This window comes from Allobosea sp. P2_A10 (genome assembly GCF_056405115.1).
The window spans coordinates 225,113-249,346 of sequence record NZ_JBFUCS010000003.1; the positions used below are offsets into that span (position 1 = coordinate 225,113).

24 protein-coding genes are annotated in these 24,234 nt (G+C 66.1%); 12 read left to right on the top strand and 12 right to left on the bottom strand.

All coding sequences use genetic code 11. From position 1 onward, the window contains the following. From AC1DZY_RS06995 to AC1DZY_RS07010, 4 genes are all read right to left on the bottom strand, one after another. The gene (locus tag AC1DZY_RS06995) at positions 1-1,623 is read right to left on the bottom strand and encodes a thiamine pyrophosphate-binding protein (protein WP_476819365.1); all 1,623 of its coding nucleotides are present in this window, start codon (positions 1,621-1,623) and stop codon (positions 1-3) included. Positions 1,624-1,775: 152 nt separating this feature from the next. Beyond that, complete coding sequence (locus AC1DZY_RS07000) at positions 1,776-2,279, bottom strand: DinB family protein (protein ID WP_476819366.1); 504 nt, start codon at positions 2,277-2,279, stop codon at positions 1,776-1,778. Between the two features lie 27 nt (positions 2,280-2,306). Continuing rightward, positions 2,307-3,527 (bottom strand): NAD(P)/FAD-dependent oxidoreductase, encoded by a 1,221-nt coding sequence (locus AC1DZY_RS07005; protein WP_476819367.1) that lies wholly within the window; start codon positions 3,525-3,527, stop codon positions 2,307-2,309. Between the two features lie 88 nt (positions 3,528-3,615). Further along, on the bottom strand, positions 3,616-4,530 hold the full coding sequence (locus AC1DZY_RS07010; protein ID WP_476819368.1) for a LysR family transcriptional regulator: 915 nt from the start codon (positions 4,528-4,530) through the stop codon (positions 3,616-3,618). Positions 4,531-4,695: 165 nt separating this feature from the next. Between AC1DZY_RS07010 and amaB the strand changes: the two genes are divergently transcribed. The 3 genes from amaB to AC1DZY_RS07025 all read left to right on the top strand — a co-directional run bounded on the left by amaB (position 4,696) and on the right by AC1DZY_RS07025 (position 8,893). Then, positions 4,696-6,216, top strand: a complete 1,521-nt coding sequence (amaB, locus tag AC1DZY_RS07015) for an L-piperidine-6-carboxylate dehydrogenase (RefSeq protein WP_476819369.1) — start codon at positions 4,696-4,698, stop codon at positions 6,214-6,216. Between the two features lie 164 nt (positions 6,217-6,380). Then, positions 6,381-7,598: an acyl-CoA dehydrogenase gene (locus AC1DZY_RS07020; protein ID WP_476819370.1), complete on the top strand. Its 1,218-nt coding sequence runs from the start codon at positions 6,381-6,383 to the stop codon at positions 7,596-7,598. A 116-nt stretch (positions 7,599-7,714) separates the two neighbouring features. Then, positions 7,715-8,893, top strand: a complete 1,179-nt coding sequence (locus AC1DZY_RS07025; RefSeq protein ID WP_476819371.1) for a CaiB/BaiF CoA transferase family protein — start codon at positions 7,715-7,717, stop codon at positions 8,891-8,893. 9 nt (positions 8,894-8,902) lie between these two features. On the opposite strand, the gene AC1DZY_RS07030 is transcribed toward AC1DZY_RS07025, so the two are convergent. Both AC1DZY_RS07030 and AC1DZY_RS07035 read right to left on the bottom strand, forming a co-directional pair. Further along, positions 8,903-9,289, bottom strand: coding sequence for a type II toxin-antitoxin system VapC family toxin (locus tag AC1DZY_RS07030; RefSeq protein WP_476819372.1), 387 nt, complete (start codon positions 9,287-9,289; stop codon positions 8,903-8,905). Continuing rightward, a complete protein-coding gene (locus AC1DZY_RS07035; RefSeq protein ID WP_476819373.1) occupies positions 9,286-9,528 on the bottom strand; it encodes a type II toxin-antitoxin system Phd/YefM family antitoxin in 243 nt (80 codons plus the stop codon). Before AC1DZY_RS07035 ends, AC1DZY_RS07030 begins: the two co-directional genes overlap by 4 nt. A 54-nt stretch (positions 9,529-9,582) precedes the next feature. On the opposite strand from AC1DZY_RS07035, the gene AC1DZY_RS07040 reads away from it, so the two are divergent. Next, positions 9,583-11,256, top strand: a complete 1,674-nt coding sequence (locus AC1DZY_RS07040) for a thiamine pyrophosphate-binding protein (protein WP_476819374.1) — start codon at positions 9,583-9,585, stop codon at positions 11,254-11,256. On the opposite strand, the gene AC1DZY_RS07045 is transcribed toward AC1DZY_RS07040, so the two are convergent. From AC1DZY_RS07045 to tal, 3 genes are all read right to left on the bottom strand, one after another. Beyond that, entirely contained in the window at positions 11,257-11,844 is a 588-nt protein-coding gene (locus tag AC1DZY_RS07045; RefSeq protein WP_476819375.1) for a cytochrome b, read from the bottom strand. Positions 11,845-11,855: 11 nt separating this feature from the next. Beyond that, positions 11,856-12,434, bottom strand: coding sequence for a YceI family protein (locus AC1DZY_RS07050; RefSeq protein WP_476819376.1), 579 nt, complete (start codon positions 12,432-12,434; stop codon positions 11,856-11,858). Positions 12,435-12,525: 91 nt separating this feature from the next. Further along, positions 12,526-13,482: a transaldolase gene (gene tal, locus AC1DZY_RS07055; protein WP_476819377.1), complete on the bottom strand. Its 957-nt coding sequence runs from the start codon at positions 13,480-13,482 to the stop codon at positions 12,526-12,528. A gap of 239 nt (positions 13,483-13,721) precedes the next feature. Between tal and AC1DZY_RS07060 the strand changes: the two genes are divergently transcribed. The 3 genes from AC1DZY_RS07060 to AC1DZY_RS07070 all read left to right on the top strand — a co-directional run bounded on the left by AC1DZY_RS07060 (position 13,722) and on the right by AC1DZY_RS07070 (position 17,943). After that, positions 13,722-14,699 (top strand): ABC transporter substrate-binding protein, encoded by a 978-nt coding sequence (locus AC1DZY_RS07060; protein ID WP_476819464.1) that lies wholly within the window; start codon positions 13,722-13,724, stop codon positions 14,697-14,699. Between the two features lie 22 nt (positions 14,700-14,721). Next, the gene (locus tag AC1DZY_RS07065) at positions 14,722-16,464 is read left to right on the top strand and encodes an ABC transporter permease (RefSeq protein WP_476819378.1); all 1,743 of its coding nucleotides are present in this window, start codon (positions 14,722-14,724) and stop codon (positions 16,462-16,464) included. Positions 16,465-16,638: 174 nt separating this feature from the next. Then, the gene (locus tag AC1DZY_RS07070; RefSeq protein ID WP_476819379.1) at positions 16,639-17,943 is read left to right on the top strand and encodes a GGDEF domain-containing response regulator; all 1,305 of its coding nucleotides are present in this window, start codon (positions 16,639-16,641) and stop codon (positions 17,941-17,943) included. On the opposite strand, the gene AC1DZY_RS07075 is transcribed toward AC1DZY_RS07070, so the two are convergent. Beyond that, on the bottom strand, positions 17,919-18,878 hold the full coding sequence (locus tag AC1DZY_RS07075; protein WP_476819380.1) for a LysR family transcriptional regulator: 960 nt from the start codon (positions 18,876-18,878) through the stop codon (positions 17,919-17,921). The genes AC1DZY_RS07070 and AC1DZY_RS07075 overlap by 25 nt on opposite strands. 125 nt (positions 18,879-19,003) lie before the next feature. On the opposite strand from AC1DZY_RS07075, the gene AC1DZY_RS07080 reads away from it, so the two are divergent. Genes AC1DZY_RS07080 through AC1DZY_RS07095 form a run of 4 tightly spaced genes read left to right on the top strand, consistent with a single transcriptional unit; the run spans position 19,004 to position 22,560 of the window. Further along, positions 19,004-20,500, top strand: coding sequence for a CoA-acylating methylmalonate-semialdehyde dehydrogenase (locus AC1DZY_RS07080; protein ID WP_476819381.1), 1,497 nt, complete (start codon positions 19,004-19,006; stop codon positions 20,498-20,500). A gap of 27 nt (positions 20,501-20,527) precedes the next feature. Beyond that, complete coding sequence (locus tag AC1DZY_RS07085) at positions 20,528-21,076, top strand: hypothetical protein (protein ID WP_476819382.1); 549 nt, start codon at positions 20,528-20,530, stop codon at positions 21,074-21,076. 13 nt (positions 21,077-21,089) lie between these two features. Further along, entirely contained in the window at positions 21,090-22,244 is a 1,155-nt protein-coding gene (locus tag AC1DZY_RS07090) for an isobutyryl-CoA dehydrogenase (protein WP_476819383.1), read from the top strand. Position 22,245: 1 nt separating this feature from the next. Further along, positions 22,246-22,560 carry a hypothetical protein gene (locus AC1DZY_RS07095; protein WP_476819384.1) on the top strand — a complete coding sequence of 105 codons (315 nt, stop codon included), beginning with the start codon at positions 22,246-22,248 and terminating at the stop codon, positions 22,558-22,560. Positions 22,561-22,609: 49 nt separating this feature from the next. Here the strand turns inward: AC1DZY_RS07095 and AC1DZY_RS07100 are convergent, their stop codons facing one another. Both AC1DZY_RS07100 and AC1DZY_RS07105 read right to left on the bottom strand, forming a co-directional pair. After that, positions 22,610-22,936, bottom strand: a complete 327-nt coding sequence (locus AC1DZY_RS07100) for a HigA family addiction module antitoxin (RefSeq protein ID WP_476819385.1) — start codon at positions 22,934-22,936, stop codon at positions 22,610-22,612. Between the two features lie 43 nt (positions 22,937-22,979). Continuing rightward, positions 22,980-23,258 carry a type II toxin-antitoxin system RelE/ParE family toxin gene (locus AC1DZY_RS07105; protein WP_476819465.1) on the bottom strand — a complete coding sequence of 93 codons (279 nt, stop codon included), beginning with the start codon at positions 23,256-23,258 and terminating at the stop codon, positions 22,980-22,982. Between the two features lie 56 nt (positions 23,259-23,314). Here AC1DZY_RS07105 and mmsB point away from each other — a divergent pair, with 56 nt between their 5' ends. Beyond that, positions 23,315-24,202, top strand: coding sequence for a 3-hydroxyisobutyrate dehydrogenase (mmsB, locus tag AC1DZY_RS07110; RefSeq protein WP_476819386.1), 888 nt, complete (start codon positions 23,315-23,317; stop codon positions 24,200-24,202). The last annotated feature ends 32 nt before the right edge of the window (positions 24,203-24,234 follow it).

Below are 24,234 nucleotides of genomic sequence, written 5' to 3' on the forward strand. Positions count from 1 at the left end.
TCAGATCTTCCCGTCGTAGGCGCGCCGCGCGATCCGGCAGGCCAGCACGGTGAACTGGTTGCGGCCGAGCGCGGCCTTCGTCTCGGCGGCAAGCGTCCGCGCATCATCGATCCAGCGCCCGACGCCACCGAGCGCCTGCGCGACGGCGGGGAAATCGCTGCCGGAAAAATCGACCGCCGCATTGGGGCGCTGGCTCGAGCGCTGCTTCATCTCGATCAGCGCCAGACACTCGTCGACCAGAACGACGATGACGACGGGAAGCCCAAGTTCGCGCGCGGTCGCGAGTTCGCCCAGCCCCATTTCGAGGCCGGCGTCGCCGACGAAGGCGACGACCGGCGTCGCAGGAGCTGCGAGCTTGTAGCCGAGCGCCAGCGGCACGGCGCAACCCATGGTGCAAAGGCCGGTCGATTGCAGGATCGCGCGCGGAATGTCCGTGCGCCAGATCTGCGAGAGCAGGATGCGATGCGCGCCGGAGTCGATCGTGATGACGGTCTCGGCCGGGGTGGCGGCGCGCACGGTCTCGAAGACGACATCGGGTCCCCAGGCCGCTCCCGGGGCAAAAGCCTCACGCAAGGCAGCGCGCGTTCTCGCCGGCTCTCCGCCCGGCCAGACCGTATGATCGGCCGCCGGCAGCCCGAGCGCGGCGAGGCAGGCGGAGACGTCGCCGACCATGACGTGGTCGCTGCGGTGCATGCCGTGCGTCATGGCCTCCGCGACAAGGTCGATCACGACGGTCTCGGGCGAAAAGGGCTCGCGCCAGTTGATCCGCATTTCGATGGGATCGTAGCCCGCCAGCACCACGACATCGGCAGCCTGCACCAGCGGCAGCAAATGCCTGTCGGCCTTGGGCGAGAGGCCGGCGGCGCTGATCGCAAGCGGATCGCTTTCGGGCAGCACCCCCTTGGCCTTGTAGCTGGCGATGACCGGCGCACCCCAGCCGCGAGCGAAAGAGGCGAGCGCGGCCGATGCACCCTGATTGACGACATCGAGCCCGGCGATGATGAGCGGGCGTTTAGCTCGCGCAAGAGCGGAGCGCGCCTTTTCGAGCGCCGGACTTTCCGCCGGCCGCGCCGGCAGCGGCATTGGCGAGGCCGCCTTGAGCCTGGCACTGGCCGCCCCTTCGGCGACGCTGATCGGCACGTCGACATGAACAGGGCCGGGCCGGCCCGAGAGCGCTACAGCGAGAGCCTTGTCGATCACCGCCTCGCAGGTTTCCGACGTGGCGCGGAAGGTCGCCTTGACGATCGGCCGCAGCAGCGCCTGGTGGTCGAAGACCTGATGGGTGTAGCTCTCGGCCTCGGCCGCATCGACGCAGCCGGTCACGAAGATCAGCGGAACGCGGTCCTGCTGCGCATTGGCGATGACGTTGACCGCGTTGGCGACGCCAGGGCCGAGCGTGGCGTAGAGGAGGCCCGGCGCAGCCGTCGCATGCCAGGCGCCCTCGGCCATGAAGCCGGCCGCGTTCTCATGCTTGACCAGCACCGGCTCGATCCCCGCAGCATCGAAGGCCTCGACCAAAGCCAGCACCTCGCCGCCGGGAATACCGAAGGCGTGGCGGATTCCGGCCTGCGCCAGGCGTCGCGCGATCAGATCAGCGCCAGTGGTCGTCTCGGTGTCAGGCATGGGCTCGCAATCACATCGCCAGCGTGCCGGAAGCTAGCACGCGGTTGCACGGGCCATCGGCGATGCCGCCATCAATGACACGTCAATTCTGCGTGACCGGCGATTGTGCGTGACCGGCGATTCTGCGTGACCGGAACGGGAGCGCCGCAACGCTACCGGGGTTCGACCAGCATCAGATCGGTGTCGTCCGGCCGAGCGCCGGCGGCTGTCAGCATGGCATGGACCTGGCCGCGATGATGCGTCTGGTGATTGAACATATGCGCGACGAGCAGCGCTTTTGGCTTGGTCAGCTCGTGGCGCGAGAGGCCCGAAACCCAGGTCAGGTCACCAGACAGCCAGTCCGTCGTGAGTGTCGCAGCCCATTCGCCGATGAAGGCATCGGTGATCCGGCGCTCGGCGAGAAGCTCCGGCCAGTCTTCGATCATGCGGGCCGATTCGCTGCCCGGGACCGAGGGCTTAGGCGTGCCTGAAAAGCGCGAGAGCCACATCCGGTCGGCCCAGAGCAGATGGCAGAACGTGGCGTGGATCGAACCGAAGAAGGCGCCGCGATCCTGCCGCCGCGCTTCGTCGCTCAAGCTCGCGGCAGCGGCGTACAGGCTCCCGTTCTGCCAGGCGTTATATTGCGCCATGGTCCGGACGAAGGCGGGGTCGATCATGGCGAGGCGTCCTTTCCGGTCGTCGGTTCAGATGATGTTGGTTTCCAGCAGCGGCGTGCCCTCGACGATGCGCTCATGGCCGAGATCGGCAAGATCGAGCGTGCGATAACCGCCATGCACGATCTGCTCGGCGATGCCGCGTCCGACCGCCGGCGATTGCTGCAGGCCGTGGCCGGAGAAACCATTGGCGAGATGGAGATTAGGCAGCCCGACCGCAGGGCCGATGATGGCGTTGTGGTCGAGCAGGTTCATGTCATAGGGGCCGGCCCAGCCGCGGCCCGGCCTGATCTGCTCGAAATCCGGAATCCGATGGGCGAGCGCGGGCCAGACGGTCTCCTCGAAGATCGACCAGTCGACATCCTCGACGTTCGCATCGGTCTCGCGCCAGACCTCGTCCTGCTCCTCCGGGGGCGAGATGCCGCAGATGAACATCTGCCCGTCGCTGCCGCGCTTGCCCTCGGGCCGGCACCAGACGCCGCTCGTGTCGATCAGCAGCGGACAGTTGTCGACCGCGCCCTTGCAGGTGAAGCTGAAGACATGGCGCTTGCGCGACTCGACGGGGATGACGACGCCCGCCGTCGCGGCGAGACGCGCGCCGTGGGTGCCGGAAGCGTTGACCGCTGCTCCACAGGCGATCCTGCTGCCGTCCGCGAGTTCGACGCCGGTGACGCGGCCGCTCTCGACAAGATAGCGGGCGACCTCGCCCTGCCGGTATTCGACACCCAGGGACCGCGCCTTCTTGCGAAACGCCTGCAACAAGGCCCAGCCATCGAACCAGCCCTCGCCACTGACGCCATAAGTACCGCAAACGACATCGTCGACATTCAGCCAGCTAAATTTGCTGCGCAGCAATTCTGCAGCATAAAGCGCAATATCGGCGCCTTCAGCCTGCTGCAGGTTCTGGTTCGCAGTGAGAATCGGGGCCGCATTTTCAGCGCCGAGATAGAGATATCCACCCTCGTGCAGATCGATCACCGGCGTCTCGCCAGCGACCGCGAGATGGCGTCCGATCTCGCGCAGGAAGCCGATGCCATAAAGCGAGATGCGGATGTTCACCGCTGTCGAATATTGCTGGCGGATGGAGGCCGCCGACAAGGCCGAGGCGGCGTAGCGATAGGTCGGGTCCTTCTCGACCACGATGACCTTGCCGGTGAAGCCGGGGTCGGCGGCGAGGTGGTAAGCGACGGAGGAGCCGATCGCCGCGCCGCCGCAGATGACCACATCGGCGCTTTCGAATGGGACGAACATGGCGGGCTCGCTTGCGAGGCCGTGGGGTCATGCGGCCAAGGTTGGTGATTTCAACGCATGAATGCCGTGCCTCAGGCGACTTGTCCAGTCAGCCCGTCGCGGCGCATTCGCCCAGCAGCCAATCGCGAAACGCGATCACTGCCGGCAGGTCGGCCCGGGTTTCGGGATAGACCAGATAATACCCCTCCGTGCCGGTCACCGGCCGGTCGAAAGGGATCACCAGCGAGCCCGAGCGCAGCTCCTCCTCGACCAGGAAGCGCGGCACGATTGCCGCGCCGAGCCCCGCGACGGCAGCCTGCGAAACCATGGCGAACTGCTCGAAACGCGGCCCCATCAGCGCCCGTTGCGGCAGGATGCCCTGCTGCTCCAGCCAGTTCGCCCAGGCGCGCGGCCGGGTCGATTGCTGCAGCAAAGGCGCGCGCAGCATGTCGGCCGGGGCAGCCAGGCCGAGCCGCGCGACGAGCGAGGGGGCTGCGACGGGCACGATCTCCTCGCCCATCAACCGGTGCAGCCTTGCGCCCGGCCAGACCGGGTCGCCAAAATGGATCGCCGCATCGAGCGGTTCACGCGCGAAATCGAAGGGCACCAATTTGGTGGTGAAATTGATGGTGATGCCGGGATGCGCCTCGGTGAAGCGCGGCAAACGCGGGATCAGCCAGCGCGTGCCGAAGGTCGGCAGGATGGCGAGATGCAGCACGCCGGCGGCGCCCCTGAAGGCCATGGCCGAGACGGTGGCGGCGGCCAGCCGGGAAAGGCCGTCACGGATTTCGACTGCATAGGCGCCGCCGGCCGGCGTCAGGCTGACGCGCTGTTTCGAACGCTGGAACAGGGCGACGCCAAGCATCGCCTCGAGTTGCGCGACCTGCCGGCTGACCGCGCCTTGCGTCAGGTTGAGTTCCTCGGCGGCGCGCGTGAAACTGCCATGGCGCGCCGCCGCCTCGAAGGCGGCGAGCGCCGACAGCGACGGTACGGACAGGCGGCCGGGAGCCCATTCACCAATCATGATCAATTCTCATCAAGTGGTGAGAACATATCGGTTGCTGGAGAGGCGTGGAAGAGGGCATTGTGCTCGCTGCTGTGGGCGGCTTTCGCCCCCACAGCCCTCATCCCAAGGAGTGCTCCGCGGGGTGGGGGCTGTGCATGTTCGGCGCGAGGCCCGGTCCAGATCATGACGTCCCCCCTACCCCAGGAAGCCCTCGCGCTATTGAAGCGTCTCGGCGTTTCCGACGCCGCCTTCGCCACCAAGGGCCTTGTCGCCCGTTCGCCGATCACGGGCGAGACCGTCGCGACGTTGCGCGAGACGAGTGCCGCCGAGGCGGAAGCCGCGATTGGTCGGGCGCAATCGGCGTTCCTTGCCTGGCGCAAGGTGCCGGCGCCGCGCCGGGGCGAGTTCGTGCGTCTTCTCGGCGAGGAACTGCGCGCCGCCAAGGACGATCTCGGCCTGCTGGTGACGCTGGAGGCCGGCAAGGTCACCTCGGAGGGCCTCGGCGAGGTCCAGGAGATGATCGACATCTGCGATTTCGCCGTCGGCCTGTCGCGCCAGCTCTACGGTCTGACGATCGCGACGGAGCGGCCCAACCACCGCATGATGGAGACCTGGCATTCGCTCGGCGTCTGCGGCGTGATCTCGGCCTTCAATTTCCCCGTCGCGGTCTGGTCGTGGAACGCCGCGCTCGCCTTCGTCTGCGGCGACAGCGTCGTCTGGAAGCCCTCCGAGAAGACACCGCTGACCGGCGTCGCCGTGCAGGCCATCGTCGAGAAGACGATGAAGCGTTTCGGCCCCGAGGCTCCCGCCGGGCTGTCGGAAGTGCTGATCGGCGGCCGCGAGGTCGGTGACATCCTGGTGCAGGACCACCGCGTTCCCGTCGTCTCGGCCACGGGCTCAACCCGGATGGGCAAGGAAGTCGGCCAGAAGCTGGCTTCGCGCTTTGCCCGCGCCATCCTCGAACTCGGCGGCAACAATGCCGCGATCGTCGCGCCCTCAGCCGATCTCGACCTCGCCCTGCGCGGCATCGCGTTTGCGGCGATGGGCACGGCCGGACAGCGCTGCACCACTTTGCGCCGGTTGATCGTGCATGAGAGCGTCTACGACGCGCTGATCCCCAAGCTGATCAAGGTCTACGGATCGGTGACGATCGGTGATCCGCGCAAGGCTGGCGTGCTGGTCGGCCCTCTGGTCGATGAAGCTGCCTTCAAGGGCATGCAGGCCGCGCTCGCCGAGGCCAAATCCGCCGGCGGCGCCATCCATGGCGGCGAGCAGGTCACTGTCGGCAGCGGCGGCTTCTATGTCCGCCCGGCGCTGGTCGAGATGCCTTCGCAATGCGGCCCGGTGGAGCGCGAGACCTTCGCGCCGATCCTCTACGTCATGAAGTACAAGTCGTTCGAGCAGGCCGTCGCGATCCAGAACGCGGTCGGCGCCGGGCTGTCGTCGTCGATCTTCACGCTCGACATGCGCGAGGCCGAAGCGTTCATCTCGGCCGAGGGTTCCGATTGCGGCATCGCCAACGTCAATATCGGCCCGTCCGGGGCCGAGATCGGCGGGGCTTTTGGGGGCGAGAAGGAGACCGGCGGCGGCCGCGAGGCCGGCTCCGACGCCTGGAAAGCCTATATGCGCCGGGCCACGAATACGCTCAATTACGGCACCACATTGCCTCTGGCGCAGAGCGTCAGCTTCGATGTGGATGCGTAGTCGAGATGTCACAAATCGCCGCCGTCATTCCGGGCGGAGCGAAGCGCAGACCCGGAATCCATCCTAAAGCGCCACAATGCTCTATGATGGATTCCGGATCCGCGCCGCTTCGCAGCTTGTCCGGAATGACGCGCGGTTGGGAACAGTGAAGGAAGGAACGAACGATGTCCGAGCCCGCCCGCAAGACCGCCCATAGCCACAAGCTGGCCGAATTCACCTGGGACGACGCCTTTCTGCTCGACGATCAGTTGAGCGAGGACGAGCGCCTGATCCGCGACACCGCGCGCGACTTCGCGCAGGAGAAGCTGCAGCCGCGCGTTTCCGAGGCCTATCTCAACGAGACGACCGAACGCTCAATCTTCAACGAGATGGGTGAACTCGGACTGCTCGGCGTCACCGTTCCCGAGGAATATGGCTGCGCCGGCGCGAACTACGTCTCCTACGGGCTGGTGGCGCGCGAGGTCGAGCGCGTCGATTCCGGCTACCGCTCGATGATGTCGGTCCAGTCCTCGCTGGTGATGTACCCGATCTACGCCTATGGCGACGAAACACAGCGAAAGAAGTACCTGCCCAAGCTCGGCTCGGGCGAATGGGTCGGATGCTTTGGCCTGACCGAGCCCGATGCAGGCTCCGACCCCGGTGGCATGAAGACCCGCGCCGAGAAGGTTTCGGACGGCTACAGGCTGACCGGCTCGAAGATGTGGATTTCGAATTCGCCGATCGCCGACGTTTTCGTCGTCTGGGCGAAATCGGCCGCGCATGACAACGCCATCCGCGGCTTCATCCTCGAAAAGGGCATGAAGGGTCTGTCGGCTCCCAAGATCGGCGGCAAGCTATCTCTGCGCGCCTCGATCACCGGCGAGGTGGTCATGGACGGCGTGATCGTTCCCGAAGAGAACCTGCTGCCCAACGTCTCCGGGCTGAAGGGCCCGTTCGGCTGCCTCAACCGGGCGCGCTACGGCATCTCCTGGGGCGTGATGGGCGCGGCCGAGGATTGCTTCCACCGCGCGCGCCAGTACGGGCTCGACCGCAAGCAGTTCAACAAGCCGCTCGCCCAGACGCAGCTTTTCCAGAAGAAGCTCGCGGACATGCTGACGGAGATTTCGCTCGGCCTGCAGGGCTCGCTTCGCGTCGGCCGGCTGATGGACGAGGGCAAGATGGCCCCGGAGATGATCTCGCTCGTCAAGCGCAACAATTGCGGCAAGGCGCTCGACATCGCCCGCCAGGCCCGCGACATGCACGGCGGCAACGGCATCTCGATCGAGTACCAAGTCATGCGCCACGCCGCGAACCTCGAGACGGTGAACACCTATGAGGGCACGCATGATGTGCATGCGCTGATCCTCGGGCGGGCGATCACCGGGCTGCAGGCGTTCTTTTGAGCAGCGCGTCACGAGATGGCCGGGCTTGATCCAGCCATCTCGCGACGAGCGAACTTCCCCGGAGATGGTCGGGTCAAGCCCGACCATGACGACCGCGCCCAAGCCGGAATGACCGCATGACCACCCCTCCCCTCGCCGGCCTGCGCGTCCTCGAACTCGCGCGCATCCTCGCCGGGCCCTGGATCGGCCAGTTGCTGGCCGATCTCGGGGCCGATGTCGTCAAGGTCGAGGCGCCGGAGGGCGACGACACCCGCAAATGGGGCCCGCCCTTCGTCGAGGGCGTCGAGGGCGACAATCTGTCGGCTGCCTATTTCCACTCCGCCAATCGTGGCAAGCGCTCGATCACGGCCGATTTCCGCACGCCAGAGGGCCAGGCGCTGGTGCGCAAGCTCGCCGCCCATGCCGATGTCGTGGTCGAGAATTTCAAGGTCGGGGGACTGGAGAAATACGGGCTCGACGCCGCCTCTCTGCGAAAAGCCTATCCGCGGCTGATCTATTGCTCGGTCACCGGCTTTGGCCAGACCGGGCCTTATGCGCCCCGCGCCGGCTACGATTTCCTGGTGCAGGGCATGGGCGGGCCGATGTCCGTCACCGGCGAGCCCGCGGGCGCGCCAATGAAGGCCGGCTATGCCGTCGCCGACATCTATACGGGCTTGTACGCCTCGGTCGGCATCCTCTCGGCGCTGCGCCAGCGCGATGCGACCGGAGAGGGCGCGACGCTCGATCTGGCGCTCCTCGACGCCCAGATCGCGGTGCTGGGCAATCAGGCGATGAACTATCTGGTCTCCGGCAATCCGGCCCCAAGGCTCGGCAACGCCCACCCCAATATCGTGCCCTATGACGTGTTCCCGGTCGCGGACGGCCACATCATCATCGCCACAGGCAATGACGGGCAGTACCGCAAGCTCTGCGAGGTCCTGGGCGACGAAAGCCTGATCGCCGATCCCGACTATGCCGAGAATCGCGCCCGCATCGCCAACCGGCTGGCGCTGACCGCAAAGCTCCATGTCCTGACCCAGCGCTACAGCAAGGCCGATCTGCTGGCGGCGCTGGAAAAGGTCGGCGTGCCGGCTGGACCGATCAACGCCATCGACGAGGTTTTCGCCGATCCGCAGGTACAGGCGCGCGGCATTCGCGTCGATCTTGCAAACGCAGCGGCGAAGGGCGGCTCGATCCCGACCGTCGCATCGCCGATCGTGATCGACGGCGTCCGGCAGGTCGCGAGCCGCCCAAGCCCCGGGCTCGGCGAACACGCGGACGAGATTTTGAACGATCCGGCCTGGGGAGGCGGCTGAATGGGCCGTTTACCAGAGGCGGCGTGCGCCAAGCGCGTCGAAGGCGAGGTCGGGAGAAACGATCAAGAGGTCTTCGATGATCGCCTGAGCCGCAAGCATTCGGTCGAAAGGGTCGCGTGGCTCCGCAGGGATGGAGCCCGCGAGAAGGGCGTGAGCGTTCGACAAGGGAAGCGAGATAAATCCGTCGTCCTGAAGAGCACTATCGAAAGTCGCCAGTACGTTCTCGACGCCTGGAAGCTTGCCGATGCGATGTTTGTTCGCGATCTCCATGACCGAGATCGGACTGACATAGACCTCGTTGTCATTGTCTCTGATCGCGGCCAGGACATGGTCCTTGAGCGTCCTGCCTCCGAGCCAGAACCAGAGCAGCGCCGAGGTGTCGAGCAGCAGCCTCAACCGTCACGACCTTCCCACAAGCGCAGTTCTTCTTCAGGCAAGGGCTCGAAGAACTCCGGGCCGAGTTCGAACTGCCCGGCGAAGCGCCCCGGCTTGCGCTCGGGCCGCACCTTCTCGATCGACACCAGCCGCGCGATCGGCTTGTCGCGGCGCGAGATCACGACCTCGCCGCCTTTCTCGACCTCTTCGAGCAGGCGCGAGAGATGGGTCTTGGCCTCATGGATGGTGACGCGCGTCATCACGGCCTCCTCGCTCAACATGACCAACTTAGCTAAGTATCAGGGATCGGGTCAATGACGACACCACGCACAGGCGGGCAGATCCTCGTCGACCAACTCCTGATCCACGGCGCGACAGACGCCTTCTGCGTGCCCGGCGAAAGCTATCTCGCGGTGCTCGACGCGCTGCACGACGCCTCGCTCAAGGTCACGATCTGCCGGGCCGAGGGCGGCGCCTGCATGATGGCCGAGGCCGCCGGCAAGCTCACCGGCAAGCCCGGCATCTGCTTCGTGACGCGCGGGCCTGGCGCCACCAACGCCTCGCCGGGCGTTCATATCGCCGATCAGGATTCGACGCCGCTGATTCTCTTCGTCGGCCAGATCGACCAGTCCATGCGCGAGCGCGAGGCCTTCCAGGAACTCGACTACCGCGCCGTCTTCGGCACGATGACGAAATGGGCGACCGAGATCGACGATGCCGCGCGCATCCCCGAGATCATCAGCCGCGCCTTCCATGTCGCCACCGCCGGCCGTCCCGGCCCTGTGGTCATCGCTTTGCCCGAGAACGTCCTGACCGATCTCGCCGATGTCGCGGACGCGCAGCCCTATCAGGTGACGGAGACGCATCCTTCGCTGCTCCAGACCATCGACCTGCAGAAGCGGCTCTGGGCGGCGAAATCGCCGGTCGCGATCCTCGGCGGCTCGCGCTGGGATCCGCAGGCGATCGCGCGCTTCACTCGCTTCGCCGAGCGTTTCGATCTGCCTGTCGCAGTGTCGTTCCGGCGGCAGATGCTGTTTCCGGCCGACCATCCCAACTTCGCCGGCGACCTCGGCATCGGCCCCAATCCCAAGCTGCTCGCCCGCATCAAGGAGAGCGACCTCGTCATCCTCGTCGGCGGGCGGCTGTCGGAGATGCCGAGCCAGTCCTACACGCTGTTCGGCATTCCCGAGCCGGGACGACCGCTGGTGCATGTCCATCCCGACGCAGAAGAGCTCGGCCGCGTCTACCGGCCCGCGCTGGCGATCAACGCCTCGCCGACGGCGTTTTGCGCCGCGCTGGAGACGGTGCATCCGCCGCAAACCATTGCGTGGGCCGGTGCAGCGTCAGAGGCGCATGAGGCCTATCTCGGCTGGAGCGAGCAGCCGGCGCCGGTTGCGGGCACGTTCCACCCCGGCGAGGCCGTGACCTGGCTCAGGCGCCACCTCCCCGACGATGCGATCCTGTGCAATGGCGCGGGCAATTACGCGACCTGGGTGCATCGTTTCCACCGCTTCACCAAATTCGCGACGCAGCTTGCCCCGACTTCAGGCTCTATGGGCTATGGCGTACCCGCCGCAATCGGCGCCAAGCGGCTCTTCCCCGAACGGACTGTCGTGGCATTTGCCGGCGATGGCTGCTTCCTGATGAACGGGCAGGATTTTGCCACCGCCGTGCAATACGACTTGGCCGTCGTCGTCGTCGTCATCGACAACGGCATGTACGGCACCATCCGCATGCATCAGGAGCGCGAATATCCCGGTCGCGTCTCGGCGACCGAGCTGAAGAACCCTGATTTCGCGGCCTATGCGAGAGCGTTCGGCGGCCATGGCGAGCGTGTTGAGACCACGGCCGAGTTCGGCCCGGCCTTCGAGCGCGCGGTGGCCAGCGGAAAGCCGGCTATCCTGCACTGCCTGCTCGATCCCGAGGCGATCACTCCGGCGAAATCGCTGAGCACGATCCGGGCGGAGGCATTCGCCGCCAAGAGCTGATCAGGATCGAGCGCGGCGACCGAACCACATCCGGCGCAGGACATTGTCGCCCCAGGCGAACTGATGAAAGCTCGCGCCGGCGACATGAATGATCGCCAGCCAGAGAAGGGCGTCGCCCGCAAGCGCGTGGGCACGCTGCATCAGTTCGTAGATCGCCTTGTCCGGCCCGGTCGGATGGGGCACCTCGAACAGGCCGAAGAACAGCGTCGGGATTTGGATCGGCGCGGCCGAGACCATGAGGAAGCCTGAAACCGGCAGGGCGGCAAGGCTCAGATAGAGCGCTGCGTGGACGCTGCGCGCCGCCCATTTCTGCCAAGCCGGCGCGCCCGAAGGCAGCGGTGGCGCATCTCTCCTAGCCCGCAGGATAACACGCAGCACCAGCAGCGCTGCCAGGCACAACCCATTGGATTTGTGCCATTGATAGAGATCGAGCCGCGCGATCAGATCGCCGGTTTCGTCACCCATCCGCTGCGCCAGAACGAACTGCGCGAGCACCAGCGCAGCCATCGTCCAATGCACCATAACCAGCGCTGGCGACCATCTTTCCCGTGATCCGGTTGGGTCGCTGTCTGTCTCGCACGCCTGCATGCTCTACCCTCTCAGCGCGCCGTGACCTCGCCCTGGATGGTGATCTCGACGGCGTCGTCGACAATGTTGACGTCGCGACCGAGATCGAATTGCGGGCGCAGGAAGGTTCCCGAACCATGGAAGGCGAAGCGCTCGCCACGGCGCGCGGTCTGCGCATCCCCGTCGAGCGTGACGACGACGGTGATGGGTTGGCTGATCGCCCGGATCGTCAACTGGCCGCCGATCTCGACTGTGTGGTCGCGTCCTGCGGAGACGCGCGTCGAGGCGAAGGCCGCAGCTGGAAACTTCGCGGCATCGAGCATGCTCGGCCCCTTCAGGAACGCATCGATCGTGGCCGATCCCGTGCTGACCGAAGCCGTCTCGATCGTCAGCCTGATCCGGCTGCGTTCGGGCCGGTCGAAATCGAGCGCAAGCGCGCCATCATAACGGGCAAAGCGCCCCTTCGCGACGACCGCGCCGAACTTGCGCGTGATGAAGCCGATCTCGGTCTTGGCAGGATCGATCCGCCAGACCGACTGGGCCTGAACCGAGCCGGACAGACAGAGCAGAACGGCGGCGGCGACAAGAGCTTTTAGCGGCATGGCTTTCATGCCGGCAGGTTCCCTCCGGATTGCGGCGACGCAAGCCATGACGGCAAGATCACACGCGAAGGTGATGGCCGCCCGCTGCCGGCAGGCGACATCAGCCGAGCTTGCCCGCCACCAGCTTGCGCAGGCCGCGCAGATCCTTGACGAAACCACGAATGCCCTCGGCAAGCTTTTCGGTGCCCATCGCGTCCTCATTCATGGCGAAGCGGAAGGCCTTTTCATCGAGGACGAGCTTGTCCGGCGCGGTTCCCGGAGCGTCGGGCTTGAGCTTGCGCGGCAGGTCGCCCGTCGCAGCCGCCAGTTCGTCCAGCAGGCCTGGCCCGATCGTCAGCCGGTCGCAACCCGCCAGCGCCTCGATTTCCCCGGTGTTGCGGAAGGACGCCCCCATAACCACCGTGTCGATGCCGTAGGTCTTGTAATAAGCGTAGATGGCGCGCACCGAGACGACGCCGGGATCGGTCTCGGAGGTGTAGGGTCCACCGCCGGCCTTGACGTGCCAGTCAAGGATGCGGCCGACGAAGGGCGAGATCAGGAAGGCTTTAGCGTCGGCGCAGGCCACGGCCTGCGGCAGCGCGAAGAGCAGGGTCAGGTTGCAGTCCACGCCTTCGGCCTGCAGCACCCTGGCGGCCTGGATGCCCTCCCAGGTCGAGGCGATCTTGATCAGGATGCGGTCCTTGCCGATGCCGCGTTCCTTGTAGGCCGCGATGATGGCGCGGGCCTTGTCGATCGTCGCATTGGTGTCGAAGGAGAGGTCGGCGTCGACCTCGGTCGAGACCCGGCCGGGCACGATCCTCGTCAGCTCCGCGCCGAAGGTCACCGCGAGCCGGTCGCAGACCGCGTGCACGGCCTTGTCGCCGCCCCCCGCCTTCTTGCCCCAGGAGATCGCCTCGTCGACGAGATGGGCATAGGCCGGCGTCTCGACCGCCTTGAGAATCAGCGTCGGGTTCGTCGTGCAGTCGACGGGTTTGAGCCGCCGCACGGCTTCGATGTCGCCGGTGTCGGCGACGACGGTGGTCATCTCGCGGAGCTGGTCGAGTTTTGAAGCGGTCATATCATGTCCTTGGGCGTCTTTGTCTCGCAAGGTAGCACGCCGAATGTGTCGCCTGTTCGGCGTCATTGCGAGGGCAGCAAAGCAATTTGGCCCTGCGGCGGCAAGCATCGCGACAACAAGCCTGCCGCAAGCGCGGTCATGATGGACGTCGCGGGTGGGAACTGGCACGCCTTCACCGATCTGTCATATGGCTGGCCTACCGCCCCGGAAGGCGCGAAACGAACACGCGGGGGATGACGATGCGGACCACGACGATCATCGCGCTCGCGCTTGCGAGCAGCCTCTCGACAACGCCGACGAAAGCCGCCGAGGGCAAGCTCGTACTCTACACCAGCCAGCCCAATACCGACGCGCAGCAGACGATCGATGCTTTCCGGGCGCTGCATCCCAAGGTCGAGATCAGCTTCGTCCGCGACGGCACACCGCGCGTGATGGCCAAGCTCAGGGCGGAATTCGAGGCCGGCGCGCCGCAGGCCGACGTGCTCCTGATCGCCGACTCAGTGACGATGGAGGGGTTGAAGGCCGAGGGCCGGCTGCTCGCCTACGACAAGGCCGATCTCGCCGCCTACCCGGCCGGCATCCACGACCCGCAGAAGAGCTGGTTCGCCACCAAGCTGATCACCACCGGCATCATCTACAACACCAAAGCCCCACTGAAGCCCGCAAGTTGGGCCGATCTCGCAAAGCCGGAAGCGAAGAACCTCGTCGCCATGCCGAGCCCGCTGAATTCAGGAGCGGCCTTGATCCACACGATGACTCTGACCGGCAATCTGCCCGGCGGCTGGAGCTACTATGAGAAGCTGCAGGCCAATGGCGCGCTTGCCGCCGGCGGCAACGGCGATATCCTTCGGCAGGTCGCCACGGGCGAAAAGCTCTACGGCATGATCGTCGACTTCATGCCGATCCGCGAAAAGGCGAAGGGTGCGCCGGTGGAGTTCGTATTCCCGAGCGAGGGCGTTTCGGCCGTAAGCGAGCCGGTCGCGATTCTGAAGACCACCAGGAATCCCGATGCCGCCAAGGCCTTCGTCGATTTCCTGATCTCGAAAGACGGACAGGCGCTGGCGCTGAAACAGGGCTATATCGCCGCCCATCCCGATGTCGCGCTTCCAGCCGGCTATCCGGCCCGCACGACGATCAGGCTGCTGCCATTCGACGCCGCGGCTGCGCTCGCCGGCGAGACCGCGGCGCGCAAGCGCTTCAGCGCGATCTTCGAATGACACTGGCTGGCACGACGGCCCGATGAGCATCGCCGCGCCCGCCAGCGGCCGGCCTGCCCCCGCTCTGCCATGGCCAAAGCCGCGCTGGCCTGATGGCCTTGGACTTCCCGTGCTGCTGGGTCTGTGCGCGCTTGTGCTCGGCGGTTTGCCGGTCATGCGGCTGCTCGCGGCGGCGCTCGCGCCGGGCTGGCGTTTCGCGCCAGGCGCGGCGCTGGCCGAAATCGGCAGCCGCGCGGCGCTGAGCGCGATGCTGCATTCGCTGGAGACGGCCGGGTTTTCGGCGCTGGGCGCGCTGCTGGTCGGCGGCGGCGTGGCGCTGGCGCTCGGCGTGACGAATGTCCCGGGCAAGCGCCCACTCGCATTCGCCTTCGTGTTCTCGATGATGATCGCGCCTCAAGTCGCGGCGCTGGCGTTCCTGAGCCTGTTTTCGCCGAATTCTGCGGTGCTTGGAGCATTTGGCCTCTCGCCGGCTCCCGGCACGCCAAACCCGCTGCTCGGGCGCGGTGGAATCATCCTCGTCATGGCGCTGCATCATGCGCCGCTGGTCGCGATCACGCTGTGGAGCGGCCTTCGCCGGGTGCCGCATTCGCTGGTCGAGGCGGCGCAACTGGAGGGCGCTGGTCCCGGCAGCATCGTATTGCGCATCCTGCTGCCGGTGCTGCGGCCGCAGCTTATCGCCGCCGCGCTGCTGGCCTTCGTCGCGGGCATCGGCAATTTCGGTATTCCCGCTTTGCTCGGCCTGCCGGTCAACTACCTGACCCTGCCGACGCTGATCTATCGGCGGCTGTCGAGCTTCGGGCCGGCCGAGCTGCCGGAAGCAGCCGCGCTCTCGGTGCTGGTTGCACTGGTGGCCGGATTGGGGATCCTCGCCGGCCTGCTCGCGACCCGGCGCGACCGCGGCAAGGTCGAACTCGAACAGCCGCTGCAGCCGTTCTGGCGGCTTGGCCGCGCGCTGCCCTACGTCGCCGCCGTTCTGTGGGCGTTGCTGGCGCTGAAGCTCGGCCTGCCCCTGCTGGCGCTGGCGAGCGAGGCGCTGACGCCGGCGCTCGGCGTTCCCTTGACATGGCAGAGCCTGACGCTCGACAAATTCGCCGAGGTGCTGCTGCGGCAGGACGTGACGGTGCGCGCCTTCCGCAATTCATTCCTGTTTTCAGGCTCGGCCGCGCTGATCCTGGCCCTGGTCTCGATCGCTTTTGCCTATGGGTTGGAGCGACGCATGGGTAAATTCCGCTGGATCGTCGAGATCGTCACCGAATTGCCCTATGCGCTGCCGGGTGTCGTACTCGCCATCGCCTGCATCCTGCTTTTCCTGAAGCCGCTGCCGCTGCTGGGGTTCAGCCTCTACGCCACTCCCGCCATCATCCTGTTCGCCTATCTCGCGCGCTTCCTGCCGCTGGCGCTCAAGGCTCCCGTCGCGGCCATGGCGCAGATCGAGGCGCATCACGAAGAGGCGGCGAAGCTCGACGGCGCCAGCCTCTGGCAGATGCTGCGCTTCATCGTGGCGCCGATTCTTGCTCCGGCCGCGACGGTCTCCGCGCTGATGGTATTCCTCGTCGCCTTCAACGAGTTGACCGTTTCGGCGCTGCTCTGGTCGTCAGGCACGGAGACGCTCGGCGTCGTGCTGTTCTCGCTCAAGGAAGCGGGACTTGCGGGAGAAGCGGCGGCGGTCGCGATCAGCGCCTCGGCCGTGATTTTGATCGTGATGCTGGCGCTGGACAGGCTCGGCCGCAGGCTGCCCGACAATGTCCTGCCCTGGCGGGTGTGACGGCCCGGAGCCGGCGAAATTCCGGCACCTGCGTCGCAGGCCAGCTACATAGTTAAGCCGAAATTAACACAGCAATCGGATGGTCGGCCCCAACGAGCATGTCTTTCGGTCGCAAAGGCGCGCCTGAATGTTGCAGCGAGATCGGCCGGTGCCGATCGAGGATCGATCCGTCCAATGGGCCATAACGCAACCCATCTTCGCCACGAGCCGGCGTCTGGCGACATGACCATTCTCGTGGTCGAGGATTCGAAGACCTATTCAGTCGCCCTGTGCCGCCGCCTGAAAGACACGATCGGCCTGCCGCTCGTCGCCTGCCGCTCGCTCAACGAACTGCACGAGGCGGTCACCGACGACCGGTCGGCCTTCACGCTGGCTGTCGTCGACCTGAATCTTCCCGATGCTCCACATGGCGAGGCGGTCGATTTCGCCGTTCAGCGCGGCATTCCGACAATCGTCCACACCGGCAGCTTCGATCTCGAGACGCGCAACCGCATCATGGCGCGCGATGTCATCGACTATGTGCCCAAGGACAGCGAATTCGCTCTCGATATCCTGATGGGGACCGTCGAGCGGGCGCTTGCCAATCGCCGTATTCGCATTCTCGTCGTCGACGACGTCACGGCCACCCGCAAGCTGCTCGCCCGGATGTTGAAGATCCAGCAATACGACGTCATCGAGGCCGGCTCCGGCGCCGAGGCGTTGTCGTTGCTGGAAAACGACAAGGACATCCGGCTCGTCGTCAGCGACTACAACATGCCGAAGATGGACGGCTACGAGCTGACACGCCGCATTCGGCGGCAGTTCCCCTCCAGCAGGCTGCGCGTGATCGGCGTTTCGTCCTCGAATGATCGCATGGTCTCGGTCGGCTTCCTGAAGGCTGGCGCGAACGACTTCATCTCGATGCCGTTCATCCCCGAAGAACTGCAGTGCCGGATCGCCAACAACGTCGAAACGCTGGCGCAGATCGAGCAGTTGCACAATCTGGCGTCGCGCGACGCACTCACCGGGCTCCACAACCGCCGTCATTTTTTCGATCAGGCCGCGGCGTTGATCGACAAAGCACGCTCGAAAAAGCGCAGCAGCGCCGTCGCGATCGTCGACATCGACGACTTCAAGCGCCTCAACGACACGCATGGCCATGATTTCGGCGACCAGGCGCTGAAGAGCGTCGCACGTTGCCTCGGGCAATCGGCCGAGGCCGGCGGGCATCTGCTCGCCCGTATCGGCGGCGAGGAATTCGCCATCCTGTTTCCGGGACTCGATGCGAAGGCCGCCATGCGACAGAGCGACCATATCCGGCTCGACGTCTCGCACGAGACATTGGAACTCGGCGCGCATCGCGATGCCCTCACCGTCTCGATCGGCGTCGCGGAGATCGGCGAGCATGGCAGCTTCGACGACGCGCTGATCGCGGCCGATCGCGCGCTCTATGCCGCCAAACGCAACGGCCGCAATCAGGTCAGCCTCGACGCCGCCTGAGGCGAAGTGGGACGAGCCGCTCCTGCCGTCTCAAGCCTCTCCCCCATCAGCAACGGCCGGCTGGACTTCGCCTCGCGCACGACGAAGTCGACGATGGCGCGGACGCGCGCGACGTCCTTCAGATCGGCGTGGACCAGCAGCCAGAAGGAGCGCGTGATCGAGACCGTCTCGGGAAGAACCGGCACGAGGCGCGGTTCGCTCGCAGCCATGAAATGGTGGATCACGCCGATACCGGCGCCCGCGACGACCGCATTCATCTGCGCCAGCACGCTCGAACTCTGGACCTGCGCGCGCAGACCCTTGGCGACCTCATCGAGATAATCGAGCTCGGGCGTGAAGATCAGGTCGTCGATATAGCCGACGATGCGGTGGGCGAAGAGATCCTCGGGCTTCTCGACCTTCGGCATCGCGTCGAGATAGCCCTGCGTCGCATACAGGCCCAGCCGGTAGTCGGAGAGCTTGCGCGCCACGACCTTGCCTTCCTTGGGCGGGGCGAGCGTGATCGCGACATCGGCCTCGCGCTTCGACAGCGAGAGCAGGCGCGGCATCGCGATCAGCTGCAGTTCGAGCCCGGGATAGGCCTGCGCCAGCTTGGCCAGGCGCGGCGCCAGAAAAATCGTGCCGAAGCCGTCTGGCGCGCCGATCCTGACCGTGCCCGACAGCGCCATGTCGGCCCCGCCGATATCGCTCTGGATCGCCAGCGCCTCGGTCTCCATGCTCTCGGCCTTGGCCAGCAGGCGCTCGCCATGGGCGGTCAGCGTGTAGCCCTGCGGCCTTCGCTCGAAGAGCTTGGCCTTGAGCGATTCCTCCAGCGAGGTAATGCGACGCGAGACCGTGGCGTGGTCGGCGCCGAGACGGCGGGCCGCCGCCGTCAGCCGGCCTGAGCGCGCGACCGCGAGGAAGAAGCGCAGATCGTCCCAGTCGAACCGCTCCAAAGGCGCTCTCCCCGATATTCGCTTTTGCGCACGACATCCAATCCGGGTTGCCTATAGCCGTGCGCAAACGAGAATGGTAGGGGTTGCCGCAATCGGGACACCACACCATTCGTAGGGAGGGCGCGATGCGTCAGGTCGGGCATTTCATCGGCGGCAAGCATGTCGCGGGCACCTCGGGCCGCACGGCCGACATCTACCAGCCGATGGATGGCAGCATCATCGGCAAGGTCGCGCTGGCCTCGGCCGCCGAGATGCGTCAGGCCGTCGAGAACGCCGCCGCCGCGCAGCCCGCCTGGGCCGCCGTCAACCCGCAGCGTCGCGCCCGCGTGCTGATGAAGTTCCTCGACCTGATCGCGCAGAACAACGACGAACTCGCCGAATTGCTCGCCCGCGAGCACGGCAAGACCATTCCCGACGCCAAGGGCGACATCCAGCGCGGCGTCGAGGTCGTGGAGTTCTCGCTCGGCGTGCCCAATCTGATGAAAGGCGAGTTCACCGACGGCGCCGGCCCCGGAATCGACATCTATTCGCTGCGCCAGGCGCTCGGCGTCTGCGCCGGCATCACGCCGTTCAACTTCCCGGCCATGATCCCGCTCTGGAAGCTCGGCCCCGCGATCGCCTGCGGCAACGCCTTCATCCTGAAGCCCTCCGAGCGCGACCCCGGCGTGCCGATGCGGCTGGCCGAGTTGTTCATCGAGGCGGGCGGGCCTCCCGGCATCCTCAACGTCGTCAACGGCGACAAGGAGGCCGTCGACGCCATCCTCGACGACCCCGACATCAAGGCGGTCGGCTTCGTCGGCTCGACCCCGATCGCGGAGTACATCTACTCGCGCGGTTGCGCGGCGGGAAAGCGCGTGCAGTGCTTCGGCGGCGCCAAGAACCATATGGTGATCATGCCCGACGCCGACATGGACCAGGCGGTCGATGCGCTGATCGGCGCCGGCTACGGCTCGGCTGGCGAACGCTGCATGGCGATTTCGGTCGCGGTGCCGGTTGGCAAGGCCACCGCCGACGAATTGGTGAAGCGGCTCATCCCCCGCGTCGAGGCCCTCAAGATCGGCCCCTCGACCGACATGGCCGCCGATTATGGCCCGGTCGTCACCAAGGCGGCCGAAGAAAAGATCCGGTCCTACATCGATATCGGCATCGGCGAGGGCGCATCGCTCGTCGTCGACGGCCGCGACTTCAAGATGCAGGGCTATGAGAACGGCTTCTATGTGGGCGGCTGCCTGTTCGACAACGTCACCAAGGACATGCGCATCTACAAGGAGGAGATTTTCGGGCCGGTTCTCTCGGTGCTGCGCGCCGAAACCTATGACGAGGCGCTGAAGCTGACCAACGACCACGAATACGGCAACGGCACCGCGATCTTCACCCGCGACGGCGACGCGGCGCGCGACTTTGCTTCCAAGGTCCAGGTCGGCATGGTCGGCATCAACGTGCCGATCCCGGTGCCGCTGGCCTACTACACCTTCGGTGGCTGGAAGCGCTCGTCCTTCGGAGATCTGAACCAGCACGGGCCGGACTCGATCCGCTTCTACACCAAGACCAAGACGGTGACGGCGCGCTGGCCGAGCGGTATCAAGGACGGCGCGAGCTTCGTCATTCCGACGATGAGCTGAACCGGGACGCCGACGGGCGGAGAAGGCATGGGACGGTTGCTGCTCCTGCTGGCATCGTCGTTTGGCCTCCTCTGTGCGACCGGGGCGGCGCTGGCGCAGCCTGTCGCCGAGCCCGCTCAGCCTGCGATTCCAGGCGATGCGATCTGCGACGCCGGCGGCGACGAGGTTCGCCTGCTCGGCGAGATCGAGAAGGCTCATTGCCGGCGCGTCTGGCAGAAGCGGATCGACGAGATGCGGCAGCGCAGCCAGGCCCATGTCCGGCAGGTGATCGAGGACAACCGGCAGCGCCGGGCCAGTGCCGTGACGCTACCGACGCCTCCGGTGACGGTGGAGAGCTTCATTGCGGAGGGACAGCTGCAATATGGCGACGTCGTCGTGACCGATCGCGGACCCAGGGTGTTCATCGGGCGGCCGGAGAGCCCCGTCGGACCCGAAAGCTTCGTTCCGGTGGATTCCCCGCTCTCGCCGCACCGAGCCCGCGCAACCCAGTTCGATGGCGCGCTTCCCGGACGCAGACCTGTTCTGCCGGCCGAAGCGCCGCAGAAGAAGACCGGACGCAAGGAGAGCCAGCCTTGAAGGACCGCCAGTCTTGAACCCGTTCTCCCTCACCGAAGACCAGATCGCCATCCGCGACATGGCGCAGGGCTTCGCGGCCGACACGCTCGCGCCCCACGCAACGCGCTGGGACGAGGAGAAGCATTTTCCGGTCGAGGAAATGCGGGCCGCCGCCGCACTCGGCATGGGCGGCATCTACATCGCCGAGGATGTCGGCGGCTCGGGACTGTCGCGGCTCGATGCAGCGCTGATCTTCGAGGCGCTGTCGGCTGGCTGCCCGACGATCGCAGCCTATATCTCGATCCACAATATGTGCGCCTGGATGATCGACCGCTATGGCGACGAGGCGCAGCGCAAGGCGTTCCTGCCGAAGCTCTGCAGCATGGCGCATCTGGCGAGCTATTGCCTGACCGAGCCCGGGGCAGGGTCGGACGCCGCCGCTTTGAAGACGAAGGCCGTGCTCGACGGCGACCACTACGTCCTCGACGGGCAGAAGCAGTTCATTTCCGGCGCCGGCGTCGCCGACATCTATGTCGTGATGGTGCGCACGGGCGAAGCGGGAGCGTCGGGTATCTCAACCATCGTCGTCGAGAAGGGCACGCCCGGCCTCTCCTTCGGGGCGAACGAAAAGAAGATGGGCTGGAACGCGCAGCCGACGCGGGCCGTGATCTTCGAGAACTGCCGCGTGCCCGTCGCCAACCGGATCGGGCCGGAGGGGATCGGCTTCAAGATCGCCATGGCCGGCCTCGATGGCGGCAGGCTCAACATCGGCGCCTGCTCGATTGGCGGGGCTCAAGGGGCGCTCGACAAGGCGCTGGCCTATGCGCAGGAGCGCAAGGCGTTCGGCTCCCGCATCGCCGATTTTCAGGCGCTGCAGTTCAAGCTCGCCGACATGGCGACCGAACTGGAATGCGCGCGGACCTTCCTGTGGCGCGCAGCCGCCGCGCTCGACGCCAAGACGCCCGACGCGACAAGGCTCTGCGCCATGGCCAAGCGCATCGCGACGGACACCGGCTTCGAGGTCGCCAACCAGGCGCTCCAGATCCATGGCGGCTACGGATATCTCGCCGATTACGGCATCGAGAAGATCGTGCGCGATCTCAGGGTCCACCAGATATTGGAAGGCACCAATGAGGTGATGCGGATGATCGTCGCGCGCGGGCTGGTTGGCCGGGCCAAGGGGAATTGATATGGCAAAGTTCGCCGTCGATTATCGGGATAGCATAGCCCATGTGGCCCGGCTCTCGGTTGTGGGAGCCATTGCAGCCTACGGTGCCAAAGCCATTGGCGTGCAAAATTCGGTTCTGTTCACAGCTACAATCGGTGCCGGTTTGGGCTGGGGAGCGTGCTGGGCGTATCATGCTTGGTTCAGTCAACCGAAAGGCGTCGAGCGACCCGGCGAGGCGGGCCTGACCCGCATGGCCAGTCAACGGGCGGCGATGGACAACAGCATCCGGGCGACCATGCCAGCTAACGAGAAAATAGATGCCGAAAGGAAAGGCTAGTCGATGCCTTCGGCCTCCTCGTCATGGTGCTTCGGCGAAGCGCAACCGGTCATGCCGCCAGTTGCCGCACCCGCTTTTCGATCTCGCCGCCCTTTGCGCGCCGCGCGACGCGCAGATCGTAGTCGGCCTGCAGGCTCAGCCACATCTCGGCGCTCGTCCCGAAGAAGCGAGCCAGCCGCAACGCCGTATCGGCCGTGATCGCGCGCTCTCCCTTGATGATGCCGGCGATCCGGCTCACTGGCGCGTCGATATCTCGTGCGAGCCGGTTCTGGCTGATGCCCGACGGCTTCATGAACTCTTCCAGCAGTATCTCGCCGGGCGGGATCGGGGCCAGCAGCGGGCCTGCCGCATCAACATCATCCTGCAAAGTCGCCATCGCTTTTCACCCTGCTCGTTCCTCCCGGCGGCCCGCGCCGCCGTCAATGATAATCGACGATCTCGACGTCATGCGGCTCGCCGTCGATCCAGCGGAAACAAATGCGCCACTGGTCGTTGACACGGATCGAATGCTGACCGATCCGATCCCGCTTCAGCGCTTCCAGCCGGTTGCCGGGCGGCGTGCGCAGATCGTCGAGTTTGCGCGCGGCATTCAGCAGCAACAATTTGCGCCGAATGACGCGTTCGATTGCAGCGAAGCGCCGGACAGAGCCGTCATGAAACAGGCGTTCGGAATCCCTGTCTGCAAACGATCTGATCACACCCAAAAAATATGCCGTAACGAGTATTCTGTCAAACGGAATGACTGGAGGACTTCATGACCACCATCGCCTTCATCGGACTCGGCAATATGGGCGGCCCCATGGCCGGCAACCTCGTCAAGGCCGGGCATGAAGTCCACGCCTTCGACCTGTCGCAGGCGTCCAAGGACGCCGCCGCCGAACTCGGCGTCGGCATTGCCGGCTCCGCCGTCGAGGCTGTCGCGGGGGCCGAGGTCATCGTCACGATGCTGCCGGCGGGCAAGCATGTGCTATCCGTCTGGGGCGACATCCTGCCTTATGTGAAGCCCGGCGCGCTGCTGATCGATTCCTCGACAATCGACGTCGAGAGCGCCCGCAAGGCGCATGCGCTGGCGGCCGAACGCGGCTGCCTCTCGCTCGACGCGCCTGTTTCGGGCGGCGTCGGCGGAGCCAAGGGCGCGACGCTGACCTTCATGGTCGGCGGCGCCGACGACGCGTTTTCGCTGGGCGAGCCCGTGCTGGCGAAGATGGGCCGGCGGATCGTCCATTGCGGTTCGGCCGGCAACGGGCAGGCCGCCAAGATCTGCAACAACATGATTTTGGGCATCTCGATGATCGGCGTGTCCGAGGCTTTCGTGCTGGCCGAGAAGCTCGGCCTGTCGCATCAGGCGCTGTTCGACGTCGCCTCGACCTCCTCGGGCCAGTGCTGGTCGCTGACGACCTATTGCCCGGTGCCCGGCCCGGTGCCGACCTCACCCGCCAACAACGACTACAAGGCAGGCTTCGCCTCGGCGCTGATGCTGAAGGACCTCAAGCTCTCGCAGGAAGCCGCGCAGGCGGCTGGCGCGGCGACGCCGCTCGGCGCGGCGGCGGCCCAGCTTTACGGCATCCACAATGCCTGGGGCGAAGGCGGAGCCGATTTTTCCGCGATCATCCACCTGCTGCGGGGGCGCAATCCTGCGTGATCGGCGGTCGCGCCCAGCGGCGATGCTTGCAA